Source organism: Micromonospora sp. IBHARD003 (genome assembly GCF_056106285.1).
The window spans coordinates 1,333,936-1,357,041 of sequence record NZ_JBWBBX010000001.1; the positions used below are offsets into that span (position 1 = coordinate 1,333,936).

A 23,106-nucleotide genomic window follows, 5' to 3' on the forward strand; every position below is an offset into this window, starting at 1 on the left:
CACGATCGAGGGGGGCGCGGCGTGACCGCTGAGACAGCGGACCGGACCGCCGGCACGGGCGACGGCGACCGCCGGCGCGAACAACGCGGCTGGTACTTCTACGACTTCGCCTGCTCCGTCTATTCGACGAGCGTGCTGACGGTCTTCCTCGGCCCCTACCTCACGGCCGTGGCCAAGTCGGCGGCGGACGCGGACGGCTTTGTGCATCCGCTCGGCGTCCCGGTCCGGGCCGGCTCGCTCTTCGCCTACGCGGTCTCGGCATCCGTGGTGGTCGCGGTGCTGCTGATGCCCCTCGTGGGCGCCATCGCGGACCGCACCGGTCGCAAGAAGCCGCTGCTCGCCGCCGCCGCGTACCTGGGCGCGACGGCCACGGCGGCGATGTTCTTCCTGGACGGCGACCGCTATCTGCTGGGCGCGTTCCTGCTGATCGTGGCGAACGCCTCGCTGTCGGTGTCGATGGTCCTCTACAACGCGTATCTGCCGCAGATCGCCGAGCCCGACGAACGCGACACGGTGTCGTCCCGCGGCTGGGCCTTCGGATACACGTCCGGAGCGCTCGTCCTGGTCGCCGATCTTGCGCTCTACACCGGGCACGAGTCCTTCGGGCTGACCGAGTCGGAGGCGGTGCGCATCTGCCTCGCCACGGCGGGTCTGTGGTGGGGCGCTTTCACCCTCGTGCCGCTGCGACGGCTGCGCGACCGGCGACTGGCACCGTCCGACGGGCACGCCGAGGGCGCGGTGGGGGCCGGCTGGCGTCAGCTCATCGCGACCCTGCGCGATATGCGCCGTCATCCGCTGACGCTGTCGTTCCTGCTCGCGTACCTCATCTACAACGACGGCGTGCAGACCGTGATCTCCCAGGCGTCCGTGTACGGCTCCGAGGAACTCAAGCTGGACCAGACGACACTCATCACGGCGATTCTGCTGGTGCAGGTGCTGGCGGTGGCGGGGGCACTGGGCATGGGACGCCTCGCCAGGTCGTACGGCGCCAAGCACACGATCCTCGGTTCCCTGGCCGTCTGGGCGGTGATCCTGGGCGCCGGATACTTCCTGCCGGCGCGGACACCCGGCTGGTTCTACGTACTCGCCGCCTCGATCGGACTGGTGCTCGGCGGCACCCAGGCGTTGTCGCGTTCGCTGTTCTCGCATCTGGTGCCGCGCGGCAAGGAGGCCGAGTACTTCTCCGCCTACGAGATGAGCGACCGCGGTCTGAGCTGGCTGGGGCCGCTGGTGTTCGGTCTGACGTTCCAGCTGACGGGCAGCTACCGGGATTCGATCATCTCGTTGGTGATCTTCTTCGTTATCGGTTTCGTCCTGCTCGCACGGGTGCCCGTACGGCGTGCCGTAGCCGCCGCGGGGAACCCGGTGCCGGAACGGATTTAGACGTCGAAGTGAAAGGCCGGTAGTATACGCCTTTGGCCTGCCAGGCGGACCGTTACTGCGCGCTGAAATCCTCAGGACGCTGGGTGACACTTTCTGCCAGATGTGACAAACCGGGCACTGGTGGGTACAACAAGGGGCGGCACGACGGGCAACGACGCATGGACCGTAATGGGCATGCGCGGGAATCTTTACCGCCGACCGGACGTTGACCGGATGACGACGACAGCGACACCTGTCCTGTGGGCGACAAGCCCGGGAGGCACGATTCATGAGTGAGCGAGCTCTTCGCGGCACGCGCCTCGTGGTGACCAGCTACGAGACCGACCGCGGCATCGATCTGGCCCCGCGCCAGGCGGTGGAGTACGCATGCCAGAACGGACATCGATTTGAGATGCCGTTCTCGGTTGAGGCGGAAATTCCGCCGGAGTGGGAGTGCAAGGCGTGCGGCGCCCAGGCACTTCTGGTGGACGGGGAAGGCCCCGAGGAGAAGAAGGGCAAGCCCGCGCGTACGCACTGGGACATGCTCATGGAGCGCCGTACGCGCGAGGAGCTCGAGGAGGTGCTGGCCGAGCGGCTGGCAGTCCTGCGCTCCGGGGCCATGAACATCGCGGTGCACCCCCGCGACAGCCGGAAGTCCGCGTAGCGACCGGACCGATCCGCTACGGATGACAGAAGCCGCGGGCTGCCGTACACGCATGTGTGCCGCAGCCCGCGGCTTCTGCATGTCCGCATGCGCGACCGTAGCCCGCGGCTTCTGCATGTCCGCGTGTCTGCCCGCGGCCGTCTGGCTGATGGCCGCCGCGCTCGGCGGCAGCGGACACCGGCACGGCCGCCGGAACCGCCAGGGGCGGGCAGACCGCTCGTACCGCGCCGTCGCGCCGAGCTACGGAGTCAGCGGAGGGCGGGGAGCCGTCTCCTCCTGCCGAGGCGCAGTCGACGCGTCCTGACGGATGACCTCACCCTGGACGACCTTTCCGTCCGGCCGGTGCATACGGGCCTGCCGGAGGGCGTCACCGAGTGAACCGGGGGCGGCTTTCCGCATCCGCCGCTCCAGCGACCTCTCCCCGTACCGCCCGAGCATCCGGCGCACGGGCGGGACGAGCAGCAGCAGCCCCATCGCGTCGGAGATCAGGCCGGGCAGCATCAGAAGCAGCCCTCCGAGCATCAGCAGGCCGTTGCCCTGGGTCTGGCCCTGGCGGTCGCCCGAGGACGCCGCCGGAGTGGCCCCGGGCTGCTGCTGCTGAAAGGTCTCGGCAAGGTTGCGGAAGGCGCGCCGGCCGGCTCGTTTGACGACCACGGCACCGAGCACCCCGCCGCCCACGAGCACGGCGAACACAGTGAAGCCGCTGGCCGCCGAGGCCAGGACCGTCAGCAGCCAGATCTCCAGCAGCAGCCAGACGGCGATGCCGACGGGGAGCAGGGTTCGGGCGCGTGAGCGCCTTGGGGCGGTCGGTGTCTGTACGCCGGTCGTCATGCCCCCCAGTGTGCCTGGCCGCCCGCTCGGACGGCGTAAGAGGGGGATCAGGACGACGAGGAGGGTGAGGACGGCGGTGGGGGCGGGGAGGGCCGCTTGGACGGGCGGCGCCCGAGCAGTCGGCCGGCTCGCGCGCCGACGCCCCAGGCGGTGACCCTCCACAGTGCCTCGACGAGGATGTCCTTGCTCATCTTGGAGTCGCCGCGCTCACGCTCGACGAAGGTGATCGGGACCTCCACGACATGGAAACCGGCGCCCACCGCACGACGGGCCAGGTCGACCTGGAAGCAGTAGCCCGCGGAGGCCACGTCGTCCAGGCCGAGGCCTTCCAGGGTCTCCTTGCGGAAGGCGCGGTAGCCGCCGGTGACATCGCGGATCGGCACGTCCAGCAGGACGCGCGAGTAGAGACTGCCGCCCCGGGAGATGAACTCGCGTGACTTGGGCCAGTTGACGATCCGGCCGCCGGGCACCCAGCGTGAGCCGAGGACGAGGTCCGCGCCCTTGAGCGCCGTGAGCAGCCGTGGCAGCTCCTCGGGCTGGTGCGAACCGTCGGCGTCCATCTCGACGAGGACTCCGTAGCCGTGCTCGATGCCCCACCGGAAGCCCGCGAGATAGGCGGCGCCGAGCCCCTCCTTGCCCTTGCGGTGCAGAACGTGCACCTGGGGGTCATCGGCGGAGAGCTCATCGGCGATCTTGCCGGTGCCGTCGGGGCTGTTGTCGTCGGCGACCAGGATGTCCGCCTCAGGCACGGCGGAGCGCACCCGGGAGACGATCGGCTCGATGTTCTCGGCCTCGTTGTAGGTGGGGATGATCACCAAGGCTCTGCCGAGCGGGCCGTACCGCCTTTGACCACCGTCGTTCACTGCTGCCCCTTAACGTCCGTAACGCAGGACCCAACCATAGCGAGCGCCGGTGACGCCGCCGCGACGGCACGGGCCCCAAGCGCACGCCGGCGGCGGGACGGGGCCGGCGCACGCCCCCCGGCCCGCGCCGGAGATCCGGGCAGAGGCGGGAACGGACGAGGACGGGCCGCGACGGGTCGGCCGGGTGTGCCGGCCGTCACCTGGGCCGGAAGGCCCTTCCCCGAGGGCCGGGAATCCGGAACGGTCGGAACCCGGCGTCCTTCGGGCCGGCCTGGGACCCGCTGGCTGCGGGTCGACCGAGTGCCGTTGTCTACTGAACGCCGGGCCCCACCCGGGTCGCACCTTCCCCCGAGCTCCTGTGGAGCAGGGGGGACCCCCACCGGCCGCAGCCTTCCCTCGCCCCGAGGCGCGGGCGCTGAACCTGGCTCCCGATGGTGGTGTGCCGGTGCGGCGCACCACCACATGACCCAGCGGCGTTCGACGACTGCGTGGAAGCTCGACCGGTCGGACGTCCTGTGGTGGACCCGGCCGAACCTACCGGCCTGCCGCGGCACTCTGTCAACAGTCGTGCCATCTGCGGCGATTGGCTGAACGGGCTGGTCAGGGACGAAGATCCGCAGGTAGCGCCCGAACCGCCGGCCACGGGAAGCGCCGGTGCGGAAAATCCCGATGTCACTCGTTAGGCCGCACATAGACCGTCTGTCCGAATACCACCGTGCGCAGACACACCGGAAGGGCCGTTCCCGGGGTGAGATCGGGCAGGCCAGGGGTGCCGGAGCGGGGGTCCGTCGACCAGCGGGCGACGCGGTCGTCGGGGGCCTGGACGACGAGTTCACCGGTCCGCCAGATCGCGTAGTCGGCCGGCGCACCGGGCACCAGGGTGCCCGCGTCGTCCCGGCCGATCGCCCGCCAGCCGCCCCGCGTATGGGCCGTGAACGCGGCGCGTACCGAGATCCGGTGCTCGGGTGTGCGGTGGAAGGCGGCGGCACGGACCGTGCCCCAGGGATCGAGCGGGGTCACCGGGCTGTCCGAGCCGAAGGCCAGCGGGACTCCGGCGCGCAACAGCGCGGCGTACGGGTTGAGGGTGCGCGCCCGCTCGATGCCGAGGCGCTGGGCGTACATGCCCGTGTCACCGCCCCACGCGGCGTCGAAGGCGGGCTGCACGGAGGCGGTGAGGCCGAGCTCGGCGAAGGCGGCGACGGTCTCCGGAGTCAGCATCTCGGCGTGCTCGACGCGGTGCCGGGCGGCGCGCACCCGGCCGAGGCCGAGAGCGCCCGCGGCGGCCCGTACGCCCTCGACCACATTGCTGATCGCATGGTCGCCGATCGCATGGAAGCCTGCCTGGATCCCGGCTTCCGTGCAGGCGGTGACATGGGCGGCGACGGCGGCCGCATCGAGGTGGGCGACACCGGAATGCGCCGCGTCGGCGTACGGCTCGTGCAGGCAGGCCGTGTGCGAACCGAGCGAGCCGTCGGCGAAGAGGTCCCCGGCCGCCCCCGCCGCCCCGAGCGCACATGCCCGCTCGACGTCCGTGTCGGCCCAGTAGCCGACCACCCGGGGACCGTGCCCCTCGGCCGCGGTCTTCAGCAGGCCGGTGAAGTCGTCCTCGGACGAGATATCGGGCCCCGCGCACTCATGGACGGTCCCGATCCCGAGCGAGGCCGCGTGCCGCAGTGCCGTGCGCTGGGCCTCGGCCCGCTGCTCCGGTGAGACGGCGGCGTACGCGGCGGAGCGCACGGCGTGGTGGGCATCCCCCGTGAGCGGTTCGCCGTCGCGGAAACCGTTCATGGAGCGGACACCCGGCACCTGGTCGAGCAGCGCGGTGGTGACGACCGCCGAGTGGACGTCGATCCGGGTGAGGTAGAGCGGCCGACCGCCGGTGAGGCCGTCGAGTTCGTCCCGTCGGGGCGGACGCTGCTCGGGCCAGCGGGAGGCGTCCCAGCCGTGTCCGATGAGGATGCGGTCGGCGGGCCTGGCCGCGGCGTAGTCGCGGATGCGGCCCGCCGCCTCGGCCAGGGAGGCGGCACCCGAGAGGTCGAGCCCGGTGAGCGCGAGACCGGTCGCCGTGGTGTGCACATGGGCGTCCACGAACGCCGGTGTCACCAGGGCGCCTTCCAGGTCGACGACCTCGTCGACGCCGGACGCGAAGGCGTCCGCCGCCCCTTCCGAGCCCACCCAGGCGACATGGCCGCGCTCGACGACCATGGCCGTGGCGAACGGATCAGCGGGGCTGTGTACGTCTCCGCCGCGCAGCAGCACGGTGCGGTGTTCGCCCGGGGGCACGCTCTCACTCATGGGGAACAGCCTAGATTCGCGGCGGCCGTGCCTCGTACGGGGTGGAGAGCACCACGGTCGTACGGGTCGACACCCCTGCCAGCGAACGGATCTGGCCGAGCAGTTCCTCCAGCTCGAGCGGTGATCCGACGCGCACCTTGAGGATGTAGTTCTCGTCGCCGGCCACGCTGTGGCAGGCCTCGATCTCGGGGACCCCGGCGAGCCGCTCGGCGATGTCGTCGGGAGCGCTGGGGTCGAACGGTTTCACCGAGATGAACGCGGTGAGCGGCAGTCCCACCTCTTCCGGGTCCACGACGGCGGCGTACCCGCGGATGACACCGCGCTGCTCGAGCCGCCGCACACGCTGGTGCACCGCCGAGGTGGACAGGCCCGTGGCCTTGCCCAGGTCGGTGTAGCTCATGCGCCCGTCCTTGACGAGCAACTCGACGATCTGACGATCCAGCTCCTCCATGCGGATCAACCTATTGCCCCCGACGGCTTCCGGCACAGTCGGGGGCGTCCGTGGAGGTCCGTGAGGGCGCGCGGGGGTGGTCCGTCGGGGTGCGGGAACCCGGCGGTGGCAAGCATGTGACGAATGCCACAGGGTCGTGACCGTGTCCTTCGGGACCGCATGGTTATCCAGGAAGCCGCAAGGGAAGTGCTTGCTGTGGTCGAGGCCGCATATGCCTGGTCGGCCCACCCGAGGGGGAGATTCTCCATGCAGAGTGTGAAGCGCACCGGACGTACCGAACCGGAGCCTGTTGATTTCGTCGGACCGGACGGCAACACCACGGACGACGAGCGAGACGCCTACGACACCTTCGAGATGTACCGGGTGATCTGCCCGGACTGCGCGCAGCCGATCGCGCTGCTCGCCGACGAGGACGCCCTGCCGGAACACGCACTGTGCCCCACCCCGTGGAATCCGTTCGTGCTCTCCGTCTGCCCCGGCACCGGGAGGCCTGCGGCGGACGCCGCCCCGGCCGACGAGTCGCTGGAGGTCCAGGAGCAGGACACCGCACTGCTGCTGACGCTCCCGCAGGGCCTCGACTGGCGGATGCAGCCCTTCTCGCACGTCGGCGGTCCGGGCTCGCGCCCGCTCAAGGTGCCCCCGATGCGCCGGGCCGCCTGAGCCGGCCCGATCCGCGCCCGCTTCCGCGCGACTTCCCCTGCACCAGGGCGGTGAGACCCGCCGTGGTGCAGGGTTTCGTCCCCGCCGGGACACCCCGCCGGACCTCCCCGCCCGGGGGTGTGCCGGGCCGGTGCCCCGGCACCCCGCGATGTACGCCGCCCCGCGATTCGGGGACATCACGAACTGGCTCTCGGATGGACGCGGCGGTGACCCGGCCGGGCAGCAGAGCGTTCTGACGGTATGACCCCGCAGTACTCCACGAGCAGCCCGGGCCGCCGGCGCCTGATGACAGCACGCGAGGAAGAATCGGTTCCGCGATCGGCGGATCCGCCCATCTACCGCGATCTGATGCGCAACTGGGCCAGCGCGGGACGCACCGTGCCGGGCCGCCGTGACCAGGAATGGAACAGACTCACGGCGGCGCCGGCGTGGACGCGGCGGACCGGATGGGTCAGCGGGACTCTGGCCCCGCGAGGTGACGGGCGATGACCATCCGCTGGATCTGATTGGTGCCTTCGACGATCTGCAGCACCTTGGCCTCGCGCATGAGCCGCTCGACCGGGAAGTCGGCCGTGTAGCCGTAGCCGCCCAGTATCTGCACCGCGTCGGTGGTCACCTGCATGGCGACGTCCGTGCAGAACAGCTTGGCCATGGCGGCCTGGCGGGAGTACGGCTTGCCCGCGTCCCGCAGCCGGGCGGCGGCGAGATACAGCGAGCGGCCCGCCTCGACCTTGGTCGCCATGTCGGCGAGCATGAAGCGCAGTCCCTGGAAGTCCGCGATGGGACGGCCGAACTGCTGCCGGCCGACGGCATACGAGAGCGCCTCGTCCACCGCCGCCTGGGCCACGCCGATACCGCAGGCCGCGATCCCGAGGCGCCCGGCGTCCAGCGCGGCCAGCGCGATCGCGAAGCCCTGCCCCTCGTCGCCGATACGGCGGGAATCGGGCACGCGCACACCGTCGAAGTGCAGCTGCGCGGTGGGCGAGCCCTTCATCCCCATCTTCTTCTCGGGCGCGGCGGCACTCAGCCCCACGGCGTCGCCCGGCACCAGGAACGCAGTGATCCCGCGCGCCCCCTCGCCGCCCGAGCGGGCGAGGACGGTGTAGAAGTCGGCGATCCCGCCGTGGGTGATCCAGGCCTTGGTGCCGTTGATCACCCAATCGTCCCCGTCGCGCACGGCCTTGGTACGCAGCGAGGCGGCGTCGGAGCCGGACGAAGGCTCGGAGAGACAGTACGCGCCGAGGAGCCCGCCTCCGAGCATCGCCGGGAGGAAGTCCGCCTGCTGCTCCTTGGTGCCGTAGTTGGCCAGAGCGTGGCACGCGAGGGAGTGGACGCTGACGCCGAGCCCGACGGTGAGCCGGGCGGCCGCGAGCTCTTCGAGGACCTGGAGATACACCTCGTACGGCTGGTCGCCACCACCGAACTCGGAGTCGTACGGAAGACCGAGCAGTCCGGACTCGGAGAGCAGGGCGAAGGTCTCCCGCGGGAAGACACCCGCTTCCTCCTCCTCGGCCGCACGGGGGGCGATCTCCCGCTGGACGAGCTCGTGGACCAGGGCGATCAGATCCCTGGACTCCTCGGTGGGCAGTATCCGGTCCACCGGTTGCGGGGCGCGGTCGGGCATTGCGGCGCTCTCCTCCCTGTAGGGCGCTGCGGCGGACGCGCGCGGGGTGGGACGGCGCCGCCGGATTTCACCTGGTGCGCCGATGCTGCCCTCCCGGATCACGGAAGTGGCTGACCAGCGGCTGTGGCGGGTTGAGTATGCCCGATCGGACGCCGTCCGTCACTCGTCGCCCGGACGCCGGCCGTACGGCGGAAATCCGCGGAGGGACCGGGGTACCGGACCGGGGCGGCGGCACCGGGGAGGGAGCGGGGTGCCGGAGTGCCCGCGGAACCGGGGAGGATCCGGGAGGCGATCGCCCCGGAACGCGTCAGAGCAGACCGGTCTGCGTCACGAACATGGCGATGACGACCACGAGCGTCCAGCCCATGATGTGCTCGAGGATCTTGGGTCCGTTGTCCTTGGGGCCGCCGGTGCGGGCCCGGGTGCCGACTGCGGTGGTCGTGGTCATGGTGTCTCGCTCGGTCGTCTCGGTCATGGACGTCCCCCCGATGAAGCAGCCCCGCCAGAGTGCCAGGCGCACCCACGGGCGGGCAGTGACCGGTGTCACTGCCCGCCCGTGGTCCCGACGGCTCGCGCGGGCCGTCGGGACTCAGTGAATACCGAGCGCGGCGAGCGTGTTGCGCTGGGCGGCGGACGGGGCCTCGGGCCAGTAGAGGTAGCAGACGCCTCCGGTGCCGGACACCACTTTCCCGCTCGCGTTGTACCGCTTGGTCCGGAGCCAGATGTTCTCCCACTCCCGGCGCCGGTACACCCTGCGGACTGCCGCGTTGCCCGGGGACGCGGGATCGTTCGCGATCACGTCGCCGCGGGAGGTGAAGCCGATGGCGGTCATCAGATGGCCCGCGGTCCCGTACCCCGCGCCGGTGAGCTCCTCCTTGAGGAACGACTGCGAGGTGATGGCCGGGATCCCGGCCCGGACGAGCGTCTCGAGCTCGCCGAGCGACTGCAGTCGGGTCACGACACCGTTCATGCCCTGGTACGTCGCCGCGTAGGCGGCGTTGAAGGGCCAGTTGCCGCAGCCTTCGTACTGGTAGTCGTAGGTGTGGCGGGCCGCGTGGCAGACCTGCGGGTCGGCGAAGTCGGGATCGACCCAGGCGAGGTCCTTCGCGGTGGGTCTGCGGCCCCAGTACTCGATGATCATCTGCGAGGAGGTGGGGCTGCACCAGGCCTCACCGCCGCCGTCGTACTCGGGGTACTGGCCGATGTGGGTGTTCTGCGAGTACCGCGGCACCACCAGCTCGCGGGCGAGTCCGGGAGTGGATGCGGGCACGGTGAACCGGTCCGGCACGGCGGAGGCCATCGCTCCGGTCCGCCACACGGTCGGGGTGAGGAGGGTGCCGGGCTTGCGGCAGAGGGTGAGCCGCACCCGGTGGGAGACGATCCGCAGTCCGCTCGCCGGGTCGTCCACGGCCAGCGTGTCGGTCGAGACGGCGCTCTTGCCGTCGCCCTGGCCGTCCACGGAGGTGCGGCGGATGTCGCCGTCGCCGGAGGCCCAGCGGCCCATGACGTACCAGGGGGTCTTCGTGCCGTCCGGGTATACGCCCTGCAGTTCCGTCTGCAGCCAGGTCCCGGCCGGGGTGCGGGCGTTCCAGGAGGCGATGATCTCGGTCGCGGGGACGGCGGAGCGGTACCACGGCGAGGTCCAGCGGGCGTAGTCCCAGGACGTCGTGCGCCCCGTGTGCGGGTCGCGGTAGCCGAAGCGCCCGGCCGGAGCCGAGATGACCAGTCCGGGGCGGGAGCCCACGACCGGGCGGGTGCCCTGGTGGGAGCCGCCGGCCCAGTCGTTGTACGTGGCCCAGAAGCGGTTGTCGACAAGGCGGCTTCCGGCAGCCACCGAGACGACGGGCCCGGACCGGGCCGGCGCGGGTCCTGGAGCGGTGGACTCGCGGCTGGACGCGGCCGATGCGGACGCGGCCGGCGAGAGGCCGCCCGCTCCGGAGGCAGCGGCGGCGGCGAGTGCGGCGGTGAGGACGGTTCTGCGCGAAGCGGTTCCGGTCATGGGACCTCCGTCTTGTGGGCAGGACGGTCTGGCGTCTTGCGGACACGGCAGCGCGAGGGCGTGCGGCCCGGGAGCGCTCCGGGGCGCAGGTGCCGGAGCGCTCCCTGGGCGCGGGGCCCGTGCCACTATCCCGGGTCCTGTGCGCCTTCGGCCACAGACGCGCGCGGCGCCACCCGTTCGCCGGGCCGTGTCCGGCACCGGTACGGCCGGGCGGTCCCCGCCGGGTGCCGCGGTGCGCCCCGTAGGGTGACGCCTGTGAGTACCGGCGTCCGTCTCGATCCCGACCGCGCCGCCGCGGGTCTGCGCGCGCTGCCGCCGTCCTGCGGCCCCGTCCGGCTGATCGCGGTCGACGGGCACGCGGGCTCCGGCAAGAGCACCTTCTCGGCGCTGCTGGCCGCGGCCCTGGGGGATGCCCCGGTGCTCCATCTCGACGACATCGCCACGCACGACGAACTCTTCGCGTGGACGGAACGCTTGCTGGACCAGGTGATCGCACCCCTGTCGCGGGGAAGGGGCGCGCTCTACCGCCCGTACGACTGGAATGTGCGCCGCTTCGGTCCCCCGCGCCCGCTCCCTCCCGCGCCCGTCGTCCTGGTCGAGGGGGTCGGCGCCGGTCGGCGGGCCCTGCGTCCGCATCTGGCCTGGCTGCTCTGGATGGACCGGGGTGCCGAGGAGTCCTGGGCACGCGGGCGACGTCGCGACGGTCCGGCGCTCGCGGAGTTCTGGGACGCGTGGACGGCGGCGGAGGCGCGGCATTTCGCCGATGACCCTTCGCGCCCCTTCGCCGACACTGTGGTGCGCGAGTGTTTCGAGGGGTACGAGTGGCGCCCGGGACCTGGTATGACAGCGAGCACGAGTCAACTCCTCACGGAATGTGACGGGCCTCAGTCTCCGTACTGAGCAGTCGGAAATCGGCCGCGGTGAGTGCCTCAACTCCGCTTGACCCAAGGGCCTTACAGGTCTTACGTTCTCAATGTGCGGCTTTTCGGAGCCGCCCCCACACGCGAAGCCCCCGGTTGTTCCCCCGTGACCGGGGGCTTCGTTCTACCCTCTCCGCGCTCCCCGGAGCAGTCTCCCCCGCCGGGTGCTCACGCTGGGTCACCGGCCTGAGGCCCTTTGCGCCGCCCTTATTCACCTGCCCCTGCGCAGGTACGATGCACTTCGGTGCGGTCAATTCCCGTCCGCGACAAGGTGGTTCGGCACGCTCCGACGGGCGCCCGCCCGGCGGGAGGTCACGGGGGCACATATGTGGGGGACCCGATGGACATCGGCACGCAGGGCTCACCGGCCCCGGCCGACCTCGCTTGGGTGCGCGGCGTGGACGCCTACACCATGGGCGCGTACCCGCAGGCGGAAGAGGAGTTCAGAACCGCGGTGCGGCTCGACCCCGCGATGGCGGACGGCTGGCTCGGCCTGCACGCCCTGCGCGTCGACACCACGACCGCACTGCTGCGCATGTATCGCAACCGGGAGCGCTTCGGCGAGCAGCGCGCCCGCCACCGGCGCACGCTGAACTCCTGGTACTGGCTGGGCTGGTGGGTCCAGCCGGTGCTGGAGAGCCCGCGCGATCTGCTGCTCGCGCACGCCTCGCACTGGCTCGACGGCCGCCACGTACCCGAGCTGGACCGCGCGCTCGCAGGGCTGCCGCCCATCGACACCGACCCCCAGGTGCGCTTTCTGCACGCCTGCCGTGCCTACCTGGTCAAGGACTGGGATCAGCTCGTCCGGCACACGGAACCGCTGGTCGACGATCCGCTCCTCGGCATCGAGACGGGACTGTTCGGCGGAATGGCACGGGTACGGCTCGAGATGTACGGGCAGGCCGAACCGCTGCTGTCCGCGTCGCTGATGCGCTGCCGCAGCGAGCAGCCGCAGCGCAAGGAGCTGCGCTACTGGCTGGCGCGCGCCCATGAGGGCACCGGTCGCAGCGCGGCGGCGCTGCCGCTGTACCGGGCGGTGCACCGGGTCGACCCCGCGTTCATGGACACCTCGGCACGGCTCGCCGCGATCTCGGAGTACGACGGGATCGACGGGATCGACGGCCTTGGCGGCCCCGACGAGGCACCCGGGCTCGCCGCGGTCTCGCTCGCCGGCCCGGGCTACGGCCAGGACACGGTCGACGGCCAGCAGTCCGAGGCGGAGCCGCCCCCACCCGAGCCCCGGTTCGGGGGCGACTCGCAGACGCAGTTCGGCGCCGTGGGGCCGGCCGCGCCGGTGACCCCGCCCCACGGCGTACGGGAGAAGTCGGGTGTCCCGTCCCAGCCCCGTCCGCCCGCGTTCCCTGCGGGCCCCACGGACCCGGTGCTGCTCGCCGAGGCGCTGGCGGAACTGGAGCGGATGGTGGGTCTGGAGCCGGTGAAGCGGCAGGTGAAAGCACTGTCCGCGCAGCTGGAGATGGCCCGGCTGCGGGCCGGCCAGGGGCTGCCCGTGCAGCCGCCCAAGCGCCATTTCGTCTTCTCCGGGCCCTCGGGTACCGGGAAGACGACGGTGGCCCGCATCCTCGGCCGGGTCTTCTACGCTCTCGGGCTGCTCGGCGGGGACCATCTGGTGGAGGCGCAGCGCTCGGACCTGGTCGGCGAGTTCCTCGGCCAGACCGCGGTGAAGGCCAATGAGCTGATCGACTCCGCGCTCGGCGGGGTGCTGTTCGTCGACGAGGCCTACTCCCTCTCGAACACCGGCTACAGCAAGGGCGACGCCTACGGCGACGAGGCCCTGCAGGTGCTGCTGAAGCGCGCCGAGGACAACCGCGACCACCTGGTGGTCATCCTCGCCGGCTATCCGGAGGGCATGGACCGTCTGCTGGCCGCCAATCCGGGGCTGTCCTCGCGTTTCACGACCCGGGTCGACTTCCCCTCGTACCGCCCGCTGGAACTCACGGCGATAGGCGAGGTGCTCGCGGGCACCAACGGGGACTGCTGGGACGAGGAGGCGCTGGACGAACTGCGTTCGATCAGCGGGCATGTGGTCGACCAGGGCTGGATCGACGAGCTCGGCAACGGACGTTTCTTGCGCACGCTGTACGAGAAGAGCTGCGCCTACCGGGATCTGCGGCTCTCCGGCTATACCGGCACTCCCACCCGCGACGATCTGGCGACGCTGAGACTGCCCGATCTGATGCAGGCCTACGGGGAGGTGCTGTCGGGCCGCGGTCCCACGGGACGCGGCCCGCAGGACCCGATGGGGCCCTGAGACCCCGGGCGGCCCGTGAGAGCCCGGGGCCTCCCCACTCGGCTGTAGTCCACCCCACGGGGTGGACCCGGTCCGCTCAGAGGGCCGGTGCGTCCGTGCTCAGACTCCCCCGGACGGCGTCCGCGGAGATCGCCGGCACACCGGGAGACGGGGCCGTCGCCGACCCGTTCACCGGGCGGCGCGGGGCAGGGGCGGCGCGGTGCGCCGGGTCCCGCACCTCACCGACCAGCATCTCCAGGACGTCCTCCAGCGCCACCAGGCCCAGCACCCGGCCCGAGGCGTCGGCGACCTGGGCCAGATGGGTCGCGGCGCGGCGCATCACCGTCAGCGCGTCGTCGAGCGGCAGTTCCGCCCGAAGGGTGGCCATGGGGCGCCAGATCTGCTGGGGCACGGCCCGGTCGCCGTCCTCGAGGTCGAGGACGTCCTTGACGTGGAGGTAGCCCATGAACCGGCCGTTGCCCTCACCCCCGACCGGGAAGCGGGAGTAGCCCGTCCGTACCGTCAGCTCCTCGATCTGCCGGGGGGTCACCGCCGGCGGCACGGTCACCAGGGCCGAACGGGCGATGAGGACGTCCGTCACCGGGCGGCTGCCCAGCTCGAGTGCGTCCTCGAGGCGCTCCTGCTCCTCCGGGTCGAGCAGTCCGGCCTGGCCCGCGTCCTCGACCAGCTGGCCCAGCTGGTCGCTGGTGAAGACGGCCTCGACCTCGTCCTTGGGTTCGACCCGGAACAGCTTCAGCACGACCCGGGCACACGCCCCGAGCCCCACCGTCACCGGACGGCACAGCCGGGCGAAGCCGACCAGGGGCGGTCCGAGCCACAGCGCGGTCTTCTCCGGGGCCGCCATCGCCAGGTTCTTCGGGACCATCTCGCCGATGACGAGGTGCAGGAAGACCACGACGGCGAGGGCGACGACATAGCCGAGCGGATGGATCAGGGCATCGGGCACATGGACGGCGTGGAAGACGGGCTCCAGCAGGTGCGCCACCGTCGGCTCGGCGACCGCGCCGAGCGTCAGCGAGCAGACCGTGATGCCGAACTGGGCGGCGGCCATCATCTGGGGCAGGTTCTCCAGGCCGTGCAGGACCTGGCGGGCGCGCGCCGACCCCCCGCCGCGTGTGGCCGCGAGCGGCTCGATCTGGCTGCGCCGGACCGACACCAGGGCGAACTCGGCGCCCACGAAGAAGCCGTTGGCCAGCACCAGCAGCACGGCGAAGAGCAGTTGGAGCAGGCTCATCGGGCGCCCTCCATGACCGCGGGGACCTCTGCGGTGCGCACCAGCCGGACACGCTCGGCCCGGTAGCGGTCCACCTGGCGTACGGAGAGCTTCCAGCCGGGGAGCTCCGCCTTGTCGCCGGGGGCCGGGATGCGGCCGAGCAGATCGGCGACGAGCCCGGCGACGGTCTCGTACGGCCCGTCGGGCACCTCGAGGCCTATCCGGCGCAGGGTGAGCACCCGGCAGCTGCCGTCGGCCTCCCAGGCGGGCCTGCCCTCCTCCGGGGCGACCGGGGCGAGCTCGGGCCGGGCGTCGGCCTCGCGGTCGTGCTCGTCGCGGACCTCGCCGACGAGTTCCTCGACGATGTCCTCCAGGGTGACGACGCCCGCCGTGCCGCCGTACTCGTCCACGACGACGGCTATGGGCTGCTCGCTGCGCAGCCGCTCCAGCAGCTGGCGCACCGGCAGGGTCTCGGGCACCAGCAGCGGCTGCACCGCGATACGGCCGACCGGGGTACGCAGCCGCAGGTGCGCCGGTACGGCGAGCGCGTTCTTGAGGTGGACCATGCCGACGATCTCGTCGATGCGGTCGCGGTACACGGGGAAACGGGACAGGCCCGTGGCCCGGGTGAGGTTGAGGACGTCCGCCGCGGTCGCGTCGGACTGCAGGGCGCTCATCTTCACCCGTGGCGTCATCACGTGCTGGGCCGTGAGCCGGCCCAGTGACAGGGTCCGCACGAACAGGTCGGCCGTGTCCTGCTCGAGAGCTCCGGCACGGGCCGAGTGGCGGGCGAGGGAGACCAGTTCGCCGGGGGTGCGGGCCGATGCCAGCTCGTCGGCCGGTTCGACGCCGAGCATCCGCACCAGCCGGTTCGCGACCGCGTTGAGCAGCGCGATCACGGGCCGGAAGAGCGCGGAGAAACGGTGCTGCGGACCGGCCACGAACCGGGCGACCTGCAGCGGCCGGGACACGGCCCAGTTCTTCGGCACGAGCTCGCCGACCACCATCTGCACCGCCGACGCGAGCAGCATGCCGATCACGACGGCCGCACCGGGGACGGCGCCATCGGGGAGGCCCACCGCGGTCAGCGGCGGGCTGAGCAGCTGGGCCAGGGCCGGCTCGGCGAGCATGCCGACGACCAGGGAGGTGATCGTGATGCCGAGCTGGGTGCCGGACAGCTGGAACGACAGCTCGCGCAGGGCGCGTACGACACCGTGGGCACGGCGGTCACCCTCCGCCGCGGCGCGCTCCGCGTCCGCACGCTCGACGGTGACCAGGCCGAACTCGGCGGCCACGAAGAAGCCGTTCGCGAGGATGAGCACCAATGCCGCGCAGAGCAGCAGTAGCGGGATGATCATGCCGCCGCCTCGGGTGAGGGGGCGGCGCAGGTACTACCGGACGATCCGTCCATTGCCGGAGGGAGTCACTCCTCGGGTCGTAGGTGCCTCACGGGCCGGCGTGGCCCCGTGGGTGTGAGGCGGAGGTGCACTCGGCACCTCCGCCTCAAGAGTAATCATGTCCTTGCCCCCTGGGGCAGGGGCTCAGTCGCGGTCCGTTCCGGTGCCGCGCGCTTCGGCGAGGGCGCGCAGGGCGCGTGCGTCGCGAATCGCTTGGTGCCGGGCGATTCCCGGCTGGATTCCGAGGGCCGGCAGACTCGTCCCGTCACTCAGATCGAGGAAGACCCAGGGGTCACCCGGCCGGAGGTTGACACGGAGGATCTCCGCCCACTCGAGCCGTCGGGTACGGGTGAGGTTGACCACAGTGACCCCCTGTTCCTCGGCGACGACCTTGGGGCGGCTGAGGAGGGCCAGCACCCCGAAGAAGAGCAGCGCGGTGAAGACGAAGCTGATCCGCTCCCCCGTGCCGAGCTTCTCCAGGGCGAGGGCGACGGCCGTGATGACGGCGAACATCACCGTGCCCACGGTCAGCAGCACGGCCCGGGTCCGGGTCGGCCTGAAGGTGACCGGGAGAGCCGGGAGTTCCTCCTGGTCCACGGGGGACGACGACGATGACGGTGGCGAAGACATGGCCCCTCTGCTGTGGTGTTCTCTTTGCCGTCGGCCGCTAGGGGGTTTCTGATGGATCTCCGTGGAGGAAGGAGCGGCGTCCGGTGCGTGCTCTCGGAGTGCCGGCCGGAAGCTCTCGTACGGGACGTACTTGGGCTTTCGGCCGGTGCGGCGAGAGTGAGGGCCGGGCGTCGCGACGCCGCGGAGATCCATCAGAAGCCCCCTAGAGGCGGCAGGCGTGGATCGCCGTGGTCAGGATCGCGCGGGCGCCCAGTGCGTAAAGGTCGTCCATCACGCGCTGCGCCTCCTTGGCGGGGACCATGGCGCGCACGGCGACCCAGCCCTCGTGGTGCAGCGGGGAGATGGTCGGCGACTCCAGGCCCGGGGTGAGGGCGACGGCCTGCTCCAGGTGCTCGACCCGGCAGTCGTAGTCCATCATCACGTAGGAGCGGGCGACCAGGACGCCCTGGAGCCGGCGCAGGAACTGCTGGACCTTCGGGTCGTCGGCGCCGGCACCGGTGCGGCGGATGACGACGGCCTCGGAGGTGAGGATCGGCTCGCCGATCACGGCGAGTCCCGCGTTGCGCAGGCTGGTGCCGGTCTCGACGACATCCGCGATGATTTCGGCGACGCCCAGCTCGATCGCGGTCTCGACGGCGCCGTCGAGGTGCACGACCGAGGCGTCGATGCCGTTGTCCGCGAGATGCTTGGCGACGATGCCCTCGTACGAGGTGGCGATCGTCATCCCGCCGAAGTCCTCGACGCCCGAGGCGGTGCCGGGCTTGGTGGCGTAGCGGAACGTGGAGCGGGCGAAGCCGAGCTGGAGGATCTCCTCGGCGCCGGCGCCGGAGTCGAGAAGCAGGTCGCGGCCGGTGATGCCGATGTCGAGGCGGCCCGAGCTGACGTAGATCGCGATGTCGCGCGGGCGCAGGTAGAAGAACTCGACCTCGTTCTCCGGGTCGACCAGCACGAGCTCTTTGGAGTCCTTGCGCTGCAGGTAGCCCGCCTCATGGAGCATCTCTCCCGCAGGCCCGGAGAGTGAACCCTTGTTGGGGACGGCGATGCGCAGCATGAGGTGGGCTTCCTTTGTGCGTAGGTGCGTGCGGGGTGGGTGTGCGTAGGGAACGAGTACGCGTGTGCTCAGAGGTGGGCGTAGACGTCGTCGAGGCTGATGCCCCGGGCGACCATCATCACCTGGACGTGGTACAGCAGCTGGGAGATCTCCTCGGCTGCCGCCTCCTTGCCCTCGTACTCGGCGGCCATCCAGACCTCGGCGGCCTCTTCGACGACCTTCTTGCCGATGGCATGGACGCCCTTGTCCACGAGCTCGGCGGTGCGGGAGGTGGCGGGATCGCCGTTGGCTGCCTTGTGCTGGAGCTCGGCGAAGAGCTCCTCGAACGTCTTCTTGGACATGGTGGTCCCACCCTACGCGGAAGTGCCCTCTCCTCAGCGCCAGGGTTCAGATACTGAACGCAGGGTGGCCGCGGTGGCCACGGCCGCGGTCACGGCCTCGTGTCCCTTGTCCTCGTTCGAGCCCTCGAGACCGGCCCGGTCGAGCGCCTGCTCCTCGGTGTCGCACGTCAGTACGCCGAAGCCGACGGGGACGCCCGTCTCGATGGAGACCTGGGTGAGGCCGTGGGTGACGCCCTGGCACACGTACTCGAAGTGGGGCGTGCCGCCCCGGATGACGACGCCGAGCGCGACGATCGCGTCGTAGCCGCGGCCGGCCAGGACCTTGGCGACGACGGGGAGCTCGAAGCTGCCGGGGACCCGCAGCAGGGTCGGCTCGTCGATGCCCAGCTCGTGCAGCGCGCGCAGGGCGCCGTCGACGAGGCCGTCCATGATCTTCTCGTGCCACTGGGCCGCGATCACGGCCACGCGGAGGTCTCCGCAGTTGCGTACGGACAGTTCGGGTGCGCCCTTGCCGCTCACGTTTCTCCTTGGTTCTGTGTGGTGCCGTCTGCCGGTGTCGCCGGGGACGCGTTACTGGTTGCCGCAGGTGGACGCGATCACCGGAGTCGCCCCGGGGGTCCGGGAGGAACCGTCCAGCCAGGGCAGGTCGTGTCCCATGCGGTCGCGCTTGGTCAGCAGGTAGCTCAGGTTGTGCTCGCCGGCCTGGATCGGCACGGCTTCGCGCCCTTCGACCTTCAGGCCGTGCCGCACCAGCGCGCTGATCTTGTCGGGATTGTTGGTCATCAGCCGGAGGCTGCGCACTCCGAGGTCGTCGAGGATCTGGGCGCCTGCGGCGTAGTCCCGGGCGTCGGCCGGCAGGCCGAGCTCCAGATTGGCGTCCAGGGTGTCCCGTCCGCGCTCCTGCAGTTCGTACGCCCGCAGCTTGGACACCAGGCCGATGCCGCGGCCCTCGTGGCCGCGGAGGTACACGACGACGCCGCGTCCGGCCTCGGTGATGCGCTCCATGGACGCCTGCAGCTGGGGGCCGCAGTCGCAGCGCTGCGAGTGGAAGATGTCGCCGGTCAGGCACTCGGAGTGGACGCGGACCAGCACGTCCTCGCCGTCGCCGATGTCCCCGTGGACGAGCGCGACGTGCTCGACGCCGTCGACGGTCGAGCGGTAGCCGTACGCCGTGAACGCACCGTGCGCGGTGGGCAGGTTCACCTCGGCCTCACGTCGCACGGTCGGCTCGGAGCTGCGCCGGTAGGCGATCAGGTCCTCGATGGAGATGATCGTCAGGCCGTGCTTGCGGGCGAACGGGATCAGTTCGGGCAGCCGCAGCATGGCGCCGTCCTCACCGGCGATCTCGACGATCGCTCCGGCGGGGCGCAGTCCGGCCAGGCGGGCCAGGTCGACGGCGGCCTCGGTGTGGCCGCTGCGCGCCAGGACACCGCCCGGCTTGGCGCGCAGCGGGAAGATATGGCCGGGGCGTACGAAGTCGGAGGCCCCGGCCCTGCCGCCGGCCAGCAGCCGCAGTGTGGTGGACCGGTCGGCCGCGGAGATTCCGGTGCTCACGCCGTGGGCGGCGGAGGCGTCGACGGACACGGTGAAGGCCGTACTCATCGACTCGGTGTTGTGCGCGACCATCTGGGGCAGCTCGAGCCGCTCCAGTTCGTCGCTCTCCATGGGGGCGCAGATCAGCCCGCGGCACTCGCTCATCATGAAGGCGACGATCTCGGGCGTGGCCTTCTCGGCCGCGATGACGAGGTCGCCCTCGTTCTCGCGGTCCTCGTCGTCGACGACCACGACGGGGCGCCCGGCGGCGATGTCGCGGATGGCCTGTTCGACGGGGTCGAGGCGGAGGTCCTCGATGTCGTCGGCCGGGTTCCAGACGGGCAGGGCACTCATGCTGCCACTCCTTCCAGGGCAGGAGCGGTGCGGGACCGCTGCCACCAGTCGCGCAGGCCCCACAGGACCAGCGCGCCGTAGATCACATAGACGAAACCGGAGAAGGCGTAACCGTTCGCGAAGTTGAGCGGTACGCCGACGAGGTCGACGAGCAGCCATGCGAACCAGAACTCGACCATGCCGCGGGCCTGGGCGTACATCGCCAGGAGCGAGCCGACGAAGATGTAGGCATCCGGCCACGGGTCCCAGGACAGGGCCGGGTACAGGGTGAACAGGCCGCCGACGGCGACGGTGCCGAGCAGTGCCGCGCCGGCCATCGCCCCGCGCTCGCGCCAGGTCGCGAAGCGGACGGCGATCGAGCCGTCCTGGGCCTGCTCACGGCCGCGGGTCCACTGCCACCAGCCCCAGGCCGCGACGGCCATGACCACGACCTGCTTGCCGGCGCTGCCGGTGAGGTGGGAGGTGGCGAAGGCGGCGAAGAGGATGAGGCCGGAGGCGAACTGGGCGGGCCAGGTCCACACGGAACGGCGCCAGCCGAGTGCGAGGGCCGTCAGACCGATCAGGTTGCCGGTCATGTCGGACCACTTGATGTGCTGGCCGAAGGCGGTGAACGCCTCCGCGTTCAGCCAGCTCAGGCTGCTCACTTGGCGTCCTCCTGGCTGCCGGCGCCGAGCAGCCGCTCGACGTACTTGGCGATCACGTCCACCTCGAGGTTGACCGGGTCGCCCGGCTGCTTGATGCCGAGCGTGGTCAGCGCGAGGGTGGTGGGGATCAGGCTGATGGTGAAGTAGTCGGGGCCCGCTTCGACGACGGTCAGGCTGACTCCGTCGACGGTGATGGAGCCCTTCTCGACGACGTAGCGCGAGAGGTCCGCCGGGAGGGAGATCCTGACGATCTCCCAGTTCTCGGACGGGGTGCGCTCGACGATCGCGCCGGTGCCGTCGACGTGGCCCTGGACGATGTGCCCGCCGAAGCGCCCGTCGGCGACCATGGGCCGCTCCAGATTGACCCGGGAGCCGACACCGAGCGCGCCCAGGCTGGAGCGCTTCAGGGTCTCGGCCATCACATCGGCGGTGAACTCGCCGTCGGCGGTGTCCACGACGGTCAGACAGACGCCGTTCACGGCGATGGAGTCGCCGTGCTTCGCGCCTTCGGTGACCACGGGGCCGCGCAGGCGGAAGCGGGAGGCGTCGCCGAGTTCCTCGACGGCGGTTACCTCACCCAGCTCTTCGACGATTCCGGTGAACACTCAAGCTCCCTTGGGGACGGTCGCGGAGATCCGCAGATCGGGGCCGATACGGACGGTCTCGGTCACGTCGAGCCGCAACGCCTCGGTGATGGTGGTGATTCCGGCGTCGGCGAGGGCCGGCCGGCCCCCGCCGAGGAGTACGGGCGCGATGTAGCCGACGACTCGGTCGACGGCGCCCGCGGCGATGAAGGATCCGGCCAGGGTCGGGCCGCCCTCGAGGAGTACGGAGCGGACGCCGCGCGCGTACAGCTCGCCGAGCAGGGCTTGGACGCCGATGCCGCGTTCGTCCGCGCTCAGCCGGGCGAGGTCGGCTCCGGGCAGATGCCGGGTGTCCGCGTCCTCGGCGACGACGACGAGCGTGGGCGCCGCGTCGTCCAGGACCCGGGCCGTCGGCCGGACGGTCGCGTGGGTGTCGAGGACCACGCGCAGCGGCTGAGTGGCGCCCTCGATGCCGCGTACGGCGAGGTGCGGGTCGTCGGCGCGCAGTGTTCCGGAGCCGACGACGACCGCGTCGGCCTCGGCGCGCAGCCGGTGGACGTCGGCACGGGACTCGGGCGAACTGATCCAGCGGCTGGTGCCGTCGGCGGCGGCGATACGCCCGTCGAGGGTGGCGGCATACTTCCACAGGACGTACGGCCTGCCGAGGCGTACCGAGGTGAGCCAGGCGATGTTGCCTTCCCCGGCCTCGTCGCCGAGCAGCCCCTGCTCGGCGTGGACGCCCGCGGCGCGCAGGGTCTCGGCGCCTCCGGTCGCCTGCGGGGTGGGGTCGGCGACCGCGTACACGACGCGGGCGATCCCGGCCTCGATCAGGGCCTGGGCACAGGGGCCGGTGCGGCCGGTGTGGTTGCAGGGCTCGAGGGTGACGTACGCGGTGCCGCCCCTGGCGCGCTCCCCCGCGTCCCGGAGCGCGTGGATCTCGGCGTGCGGGCCTCCGGCGCGCTGGTGGTAGCCCTCGCCGACGGTGGCTCCGGACGCGTCGGTGATGACGCACCCGACGACGGGGTTGGGGCTGGTGGAGCCGAGTGCACGGGCGGCGAGCTCGATGGCTCGGCGCATGGCGCTGATGTCGGCTGCGGTGGCCACCCGGTCCTCCTGCCTCTTCGGGCACGGACTCCGGGGGCTGTCGTCGAACGACAGAGCAAGCGGTACCAACGCCTCTGGGGAAGGTCGGGCCGACGGAACCGGTCGTCGACGAGGACGATCGGCCGCAGACGGCCGACGAACCACGAGGGTCGCCCGCCGCGCACTGCCTCCCATCCGGACTTTCACCGTCGGTCCAGGAATTTCACCTGGTCAACCGACCACTGGATGCGGTCGGGTCGCGGACTGTAACCGCCGGTTCGGAATTACACCGACCCCGGAGTGCGCTGCTGCTGATACAGGGCCAGTCTGCCACGCTC

General features: G+C 71.5%; 22 protein-coding genes and 1 riboswitch. Of the genes, 5 read left to right on the plus strand and 17 right to left on the minus strand.

What is annotated here, in order from left to right; genetic code table 11:
- Nucleotides 1-21 precede the first annotated feature (21 nt).
- Both ACTWOL_RS05825 and ACTWOL_RS05830 read left to right on the plus strand, forming a co-directional pair.
- Nucleotides 22-1,383, plus strand: a complete 1,362-nt coding sequence (locus tag ACTWOL_RS05825; protein ID WP_474295005.1) for an MFS transporter — start codon at nt 22-24, stop codon at nt 1,381-1,383.
- A 268-nt stretch (nt 1,384-1,651) separates the two neighbouring features.
- Entirely contained in the window at nt 1,652-2,026 is a 375-nt protein-coding gene (locus tag ACTWOL_RS05830) for an RNA polymerase-binding protein RbpA (protein ID WP_030757047.1), read from the plus strand.
- 240 nt (nt 2,027-2,266) lie between these two features.
- Here the strand turns inward: ACTWOL_RS05830 and fxsA are convergent, their stop codons facing one another.
- The 4 genes from fxsA to ACTWOL_RS05850 all read right to left on the minus strand — a co-directional run bounded on the left by fxsA (nt 2,267) and on the right by ACTWOL_RS05850 (nt 6,466).
- Nucleotides 2,267-2,857 (minus strand): FxsA family membrane protein, encoded by a 591-nt coding sequence (gene fxsA, locus ACTWOL_RS05835; protein WP_474295008.1) that lies wholly within the window; start codon nt 2,855-2,857, stop codon nt 2,267-2,269.
- A 47-nt stretch (nt 2,858-2,904) separates the two neighbouring features.
- Nucleotides 2,905-3,720 carry a polyprenol monophosphomannose synthase gene (locus ACTWOL_RS05840; RefSeq protein ID WP_474295010.1) on the minus strand — a complete coding sequence of 272 codons (816 nt, stop codon included), beginning with the start codon at nt 3,718-3,720 and terminating at the stop codon, nt 2,905-2,907.
- Between the two features lie 672 nt (nt 3,721-4,392).
- Complete coding sequence (locus tag ACTWOL_RS05845; protein WP_474295013.1) at nt 4,393-6,015, minus strand: amidohydrolase; 1,623 nt, start codon at nt 6,013-6,015, stop codon at nt 4,393-4,395.
- A 10-nt stretch (nt 6,016-6,025) separates the two neighbouring features.
- Nucleotides 6,026-6,466 (minus strand): Lrp/AsnC family transcriptional regulator, encoded by a 441-nt coding sequence (locus tag ACTWOL_RS05850; protein ID WP_474295015.1) that lies wholly within the window; start codon nt 6,464-6,466, stop codon nt 6,026-6,028.
- A 246-nt stretch (nt 6,467-6,712) separates the two neighbouring features.
- Here ACTWOL_RS05850 and ACTWOL_RS05855 point away from each other — a divergent pair, with 246 nt between their 5' ends.
- Nucleotides 6,713-7,126, plus strand: a complete 414-nt coding sequence (locus tag ACTWOL_RS05855) for a hypothetical protein (RefSeq protein ID WP_474295017.1) — start codon at nt 6,713-6,715, stop codon at nt 7,124-7,126.
- Between the two features lie 451 nt (nt 7,127-7,577).
- Here ACTWOL_RS05855 and ACTWOL_RS05860 read toward each other — a convergent pair whose 3' ends face one another.
- From ACTWOL_RS05860 to ACTWOL_RS05870, 3 genes are all read right to left on the minus strand, one after another.
- Nucleotides 7,578-8,750 (minus strand): acyl-CoA dehydrogenase family protein, encoded by a 1,173-nt coding sequence (locus ACTWOL_RS05860; protein ID WP_474295019.1) that lies wholly within the window; start codon nt 8,748-8,750, stop codon nt 7,578-7,580.
- 307 nt (nt 8,751-9,057) lie between these two features.
- Nucleotides 9,058-9,225: an SCO1431 family membrane protein gene (locus tag ACTWOL_RS05865; RefSeq protein WP_474295020.1), complete on the minus strand. Its 168-nt coding sequence runs from the start codon at nt 9,223-9,225 to the stop codon at nt 9,058-9,060.
- 114 nt (nt 9,226-9,339) lie between these two features.
- Complete coding sequence (locus ACTWOL_RS05870) at nt 9,340-10,749, minus strand: C39 family peptidase (protein ID WP_474295022.1); 1,410 nt, start codon at nt 10,747-10,749, stop codon at nt 9,340-9,342.
- 255 nt (nt 10,750-11,004) lie between these two features.
- Between ACTWOL_RS05870 and ACTWOL_RS05875 the strand changes: the two genes are divergently transcribed.
- Nucleotides 11,005-11,649 carry a uridine kinase family protein gene (locus ACTWOL_RS05875; protein WP_474295024.1) on the plus strand — a complete coding sequence of 215 codons (645 nt, stop codon included), beginning with the start codon at nt 11,005-11,007 and terminating at the stop codon, nt 11,647-11,649.
- A 360-nt stretch (nt 11,650-12,009) separates the two neighbouring features.
- Complete coding sequence (locus ACTWOL_RS05880; protein WP_474295026.1) at nt 12,010-13,938, plus strand: AAA family ATPase; 1,929 nt, start codon at nt 12,010-12,012, stop codon at nt 13,936-13,938.
- A 76-nt stretch (nt 13,939-14,014) separates the two neighbouring features.
- Here ACTWOL_RS05880 and ACTWOL_RS05885 read toward each other — a convergent pair whose 3' ends face one another.
- The 10 genes from ACTWOL_RS05885 to ribD form a co-directional block, all read right to left on the minus strand.
- The gene (locus ACTWOL_RS05885) at nt 14,015-15,172 is read right to left on the minus strand and encodes a hemolysin family protein (protein WP_474295027.1); all 1,158 of its coding nucleotides are present in this window, start codon (nt 15,170-15,172) and stop codon (nt 14,015-14,017) included.
- The gene (locus ACTWOL_RS05890; RefSeq protein WP_474295029.1) at nt 15,169-16,509 is read right to left on the minus strand and encodes a hemolysin family protein; all 1,341 of its coding nucleotides are present in this window, start codon (nt 16,507-16,509) and stop codon (nt 15,169-15,171) included. Before ACTWOL_RS05890 ends, ACTWOL_RS05885 begins: the two co-directional genes overlap by 4 nt.
- Nucleotides 16,510-16,692: 183 nt before the next feature.
- A complete protein-coding gene (locus ACTWOL_RS05895; RefSeq protein WP_474295031.1) occupies nt 16,693-17,178 on the minus strand; it encodes a PH domain-containing protein in 486 nt (161 codons plus the stop codon).
- Between the two features lie 202 nt (nt 17,179-17,380).
- Nucleotides 17,381-18,229 carry an ATP phosphoribosyltransferase gene (hisG, locus tag ACTWOL_RS05900; RefSeq protein WP_474295034.1) on the minus strand — a complete coding sequence of 283 codons (849 nt, stop codon included), beginning with the start codon at nt 18,227-18,229 and terminating at the stop codon, nt 17,381-17,383.
- Nucleotides 18,230-18,297: 68 nt separating this feature from the next.
- Nucleotides 18,298-18,570 carry a phosphoribosyl-ATP diphosphatase gene (locus ACTWOL_RS05905; protein WP_093658196.1) on the minus strand — a complete coding sequence of 91 codons (273 nt, stop codon included), beginning with the start codon at nt 18,568-18,570 and terminating at the stop codon, nt 18,298-18,300.
- A gap of 33 nt (nt 18,571-18,603) precedes the next feature.
- Nucleotides 18,604-19,089, minus strand: a complete 486-nt coding sequence (gene ribH / locus ACTWOL_RS05910) for a 6,7-dimethyl-8-ribityllumazine synthase (RefSeq protein WP_474295036.1) — start codon at nt 19,087-19,089, stop codon at nt 18,604-18,606.
- 51 nt (nt 19,090-19,140) lie between these two features.
- On the minus strand, nt 19,141-20,457 hold the full coding sequence (locus tag ACTWOL_RS05915; RefSeq protein WP_474295038.1) for a bifunctional 3,4-dihydroxy-2-butanone-4-phosphate synthase/GTP cyclohydrolase II: 1,317 nt from the start codon (nt 20,455-20,457) through the stop codon (nt 19,141-19,143).
- Nucleotides 20,454-21,101 carry a nicotinamide mononucleotide transporter family protein gene (locus ACTWOL_RS05920; RefSeq protein WP_474295040.1) on the minus strand — a complete coding sequence of 216 codons (648 nt, stop codon included), beginning with the start codon at nt 21,099-21,101 and terminating at the stop codon, nt 20,454-20,456. Before ACTWOL_RS05920 ends, ACTWOL_RS05915 begins: the two co-directional genes overlap by 4 nt.
- Nucleotides 21,098-21,706, minus strand: coding sequence for a riboflavin synthase (locus tag ACTWOL_RS05925; protein WP_474295043.1), 609 nt, complete (start codon nt 21,704-21,706; stop codon nt 21,098-21,100). The genes ACTWOL_RS05920 and ACTWOL_RS05925 overlap by 4 nt, the downstream gene beginning before the upstream one ends.
- Nucleotides 21,707-22,789 (minus strand): bifunctional diaminohydroxyphosphoribosylaminopyrimidine deaminase/5-amino-6-(5-phosphoribosylamino)uracil reductase RibD, encoded by a 1,083-nt coding sequence (gene ribD, locus ACTWOL_RS05930; protein ID WP_474295045.1) that lies wholly within the window; start codon nt 22,787-22,789, stop codon nt 21,707-21,709.
- 156 nt (nt 22,790-22,945) lie between these two features.
- Nucleotides 22,946-23,076: riboswitch (FMN riboswitch) on the minus strand.
- Between the last annotated feature and the right edge of the window lie 30 nt (nt 23,077-23,106).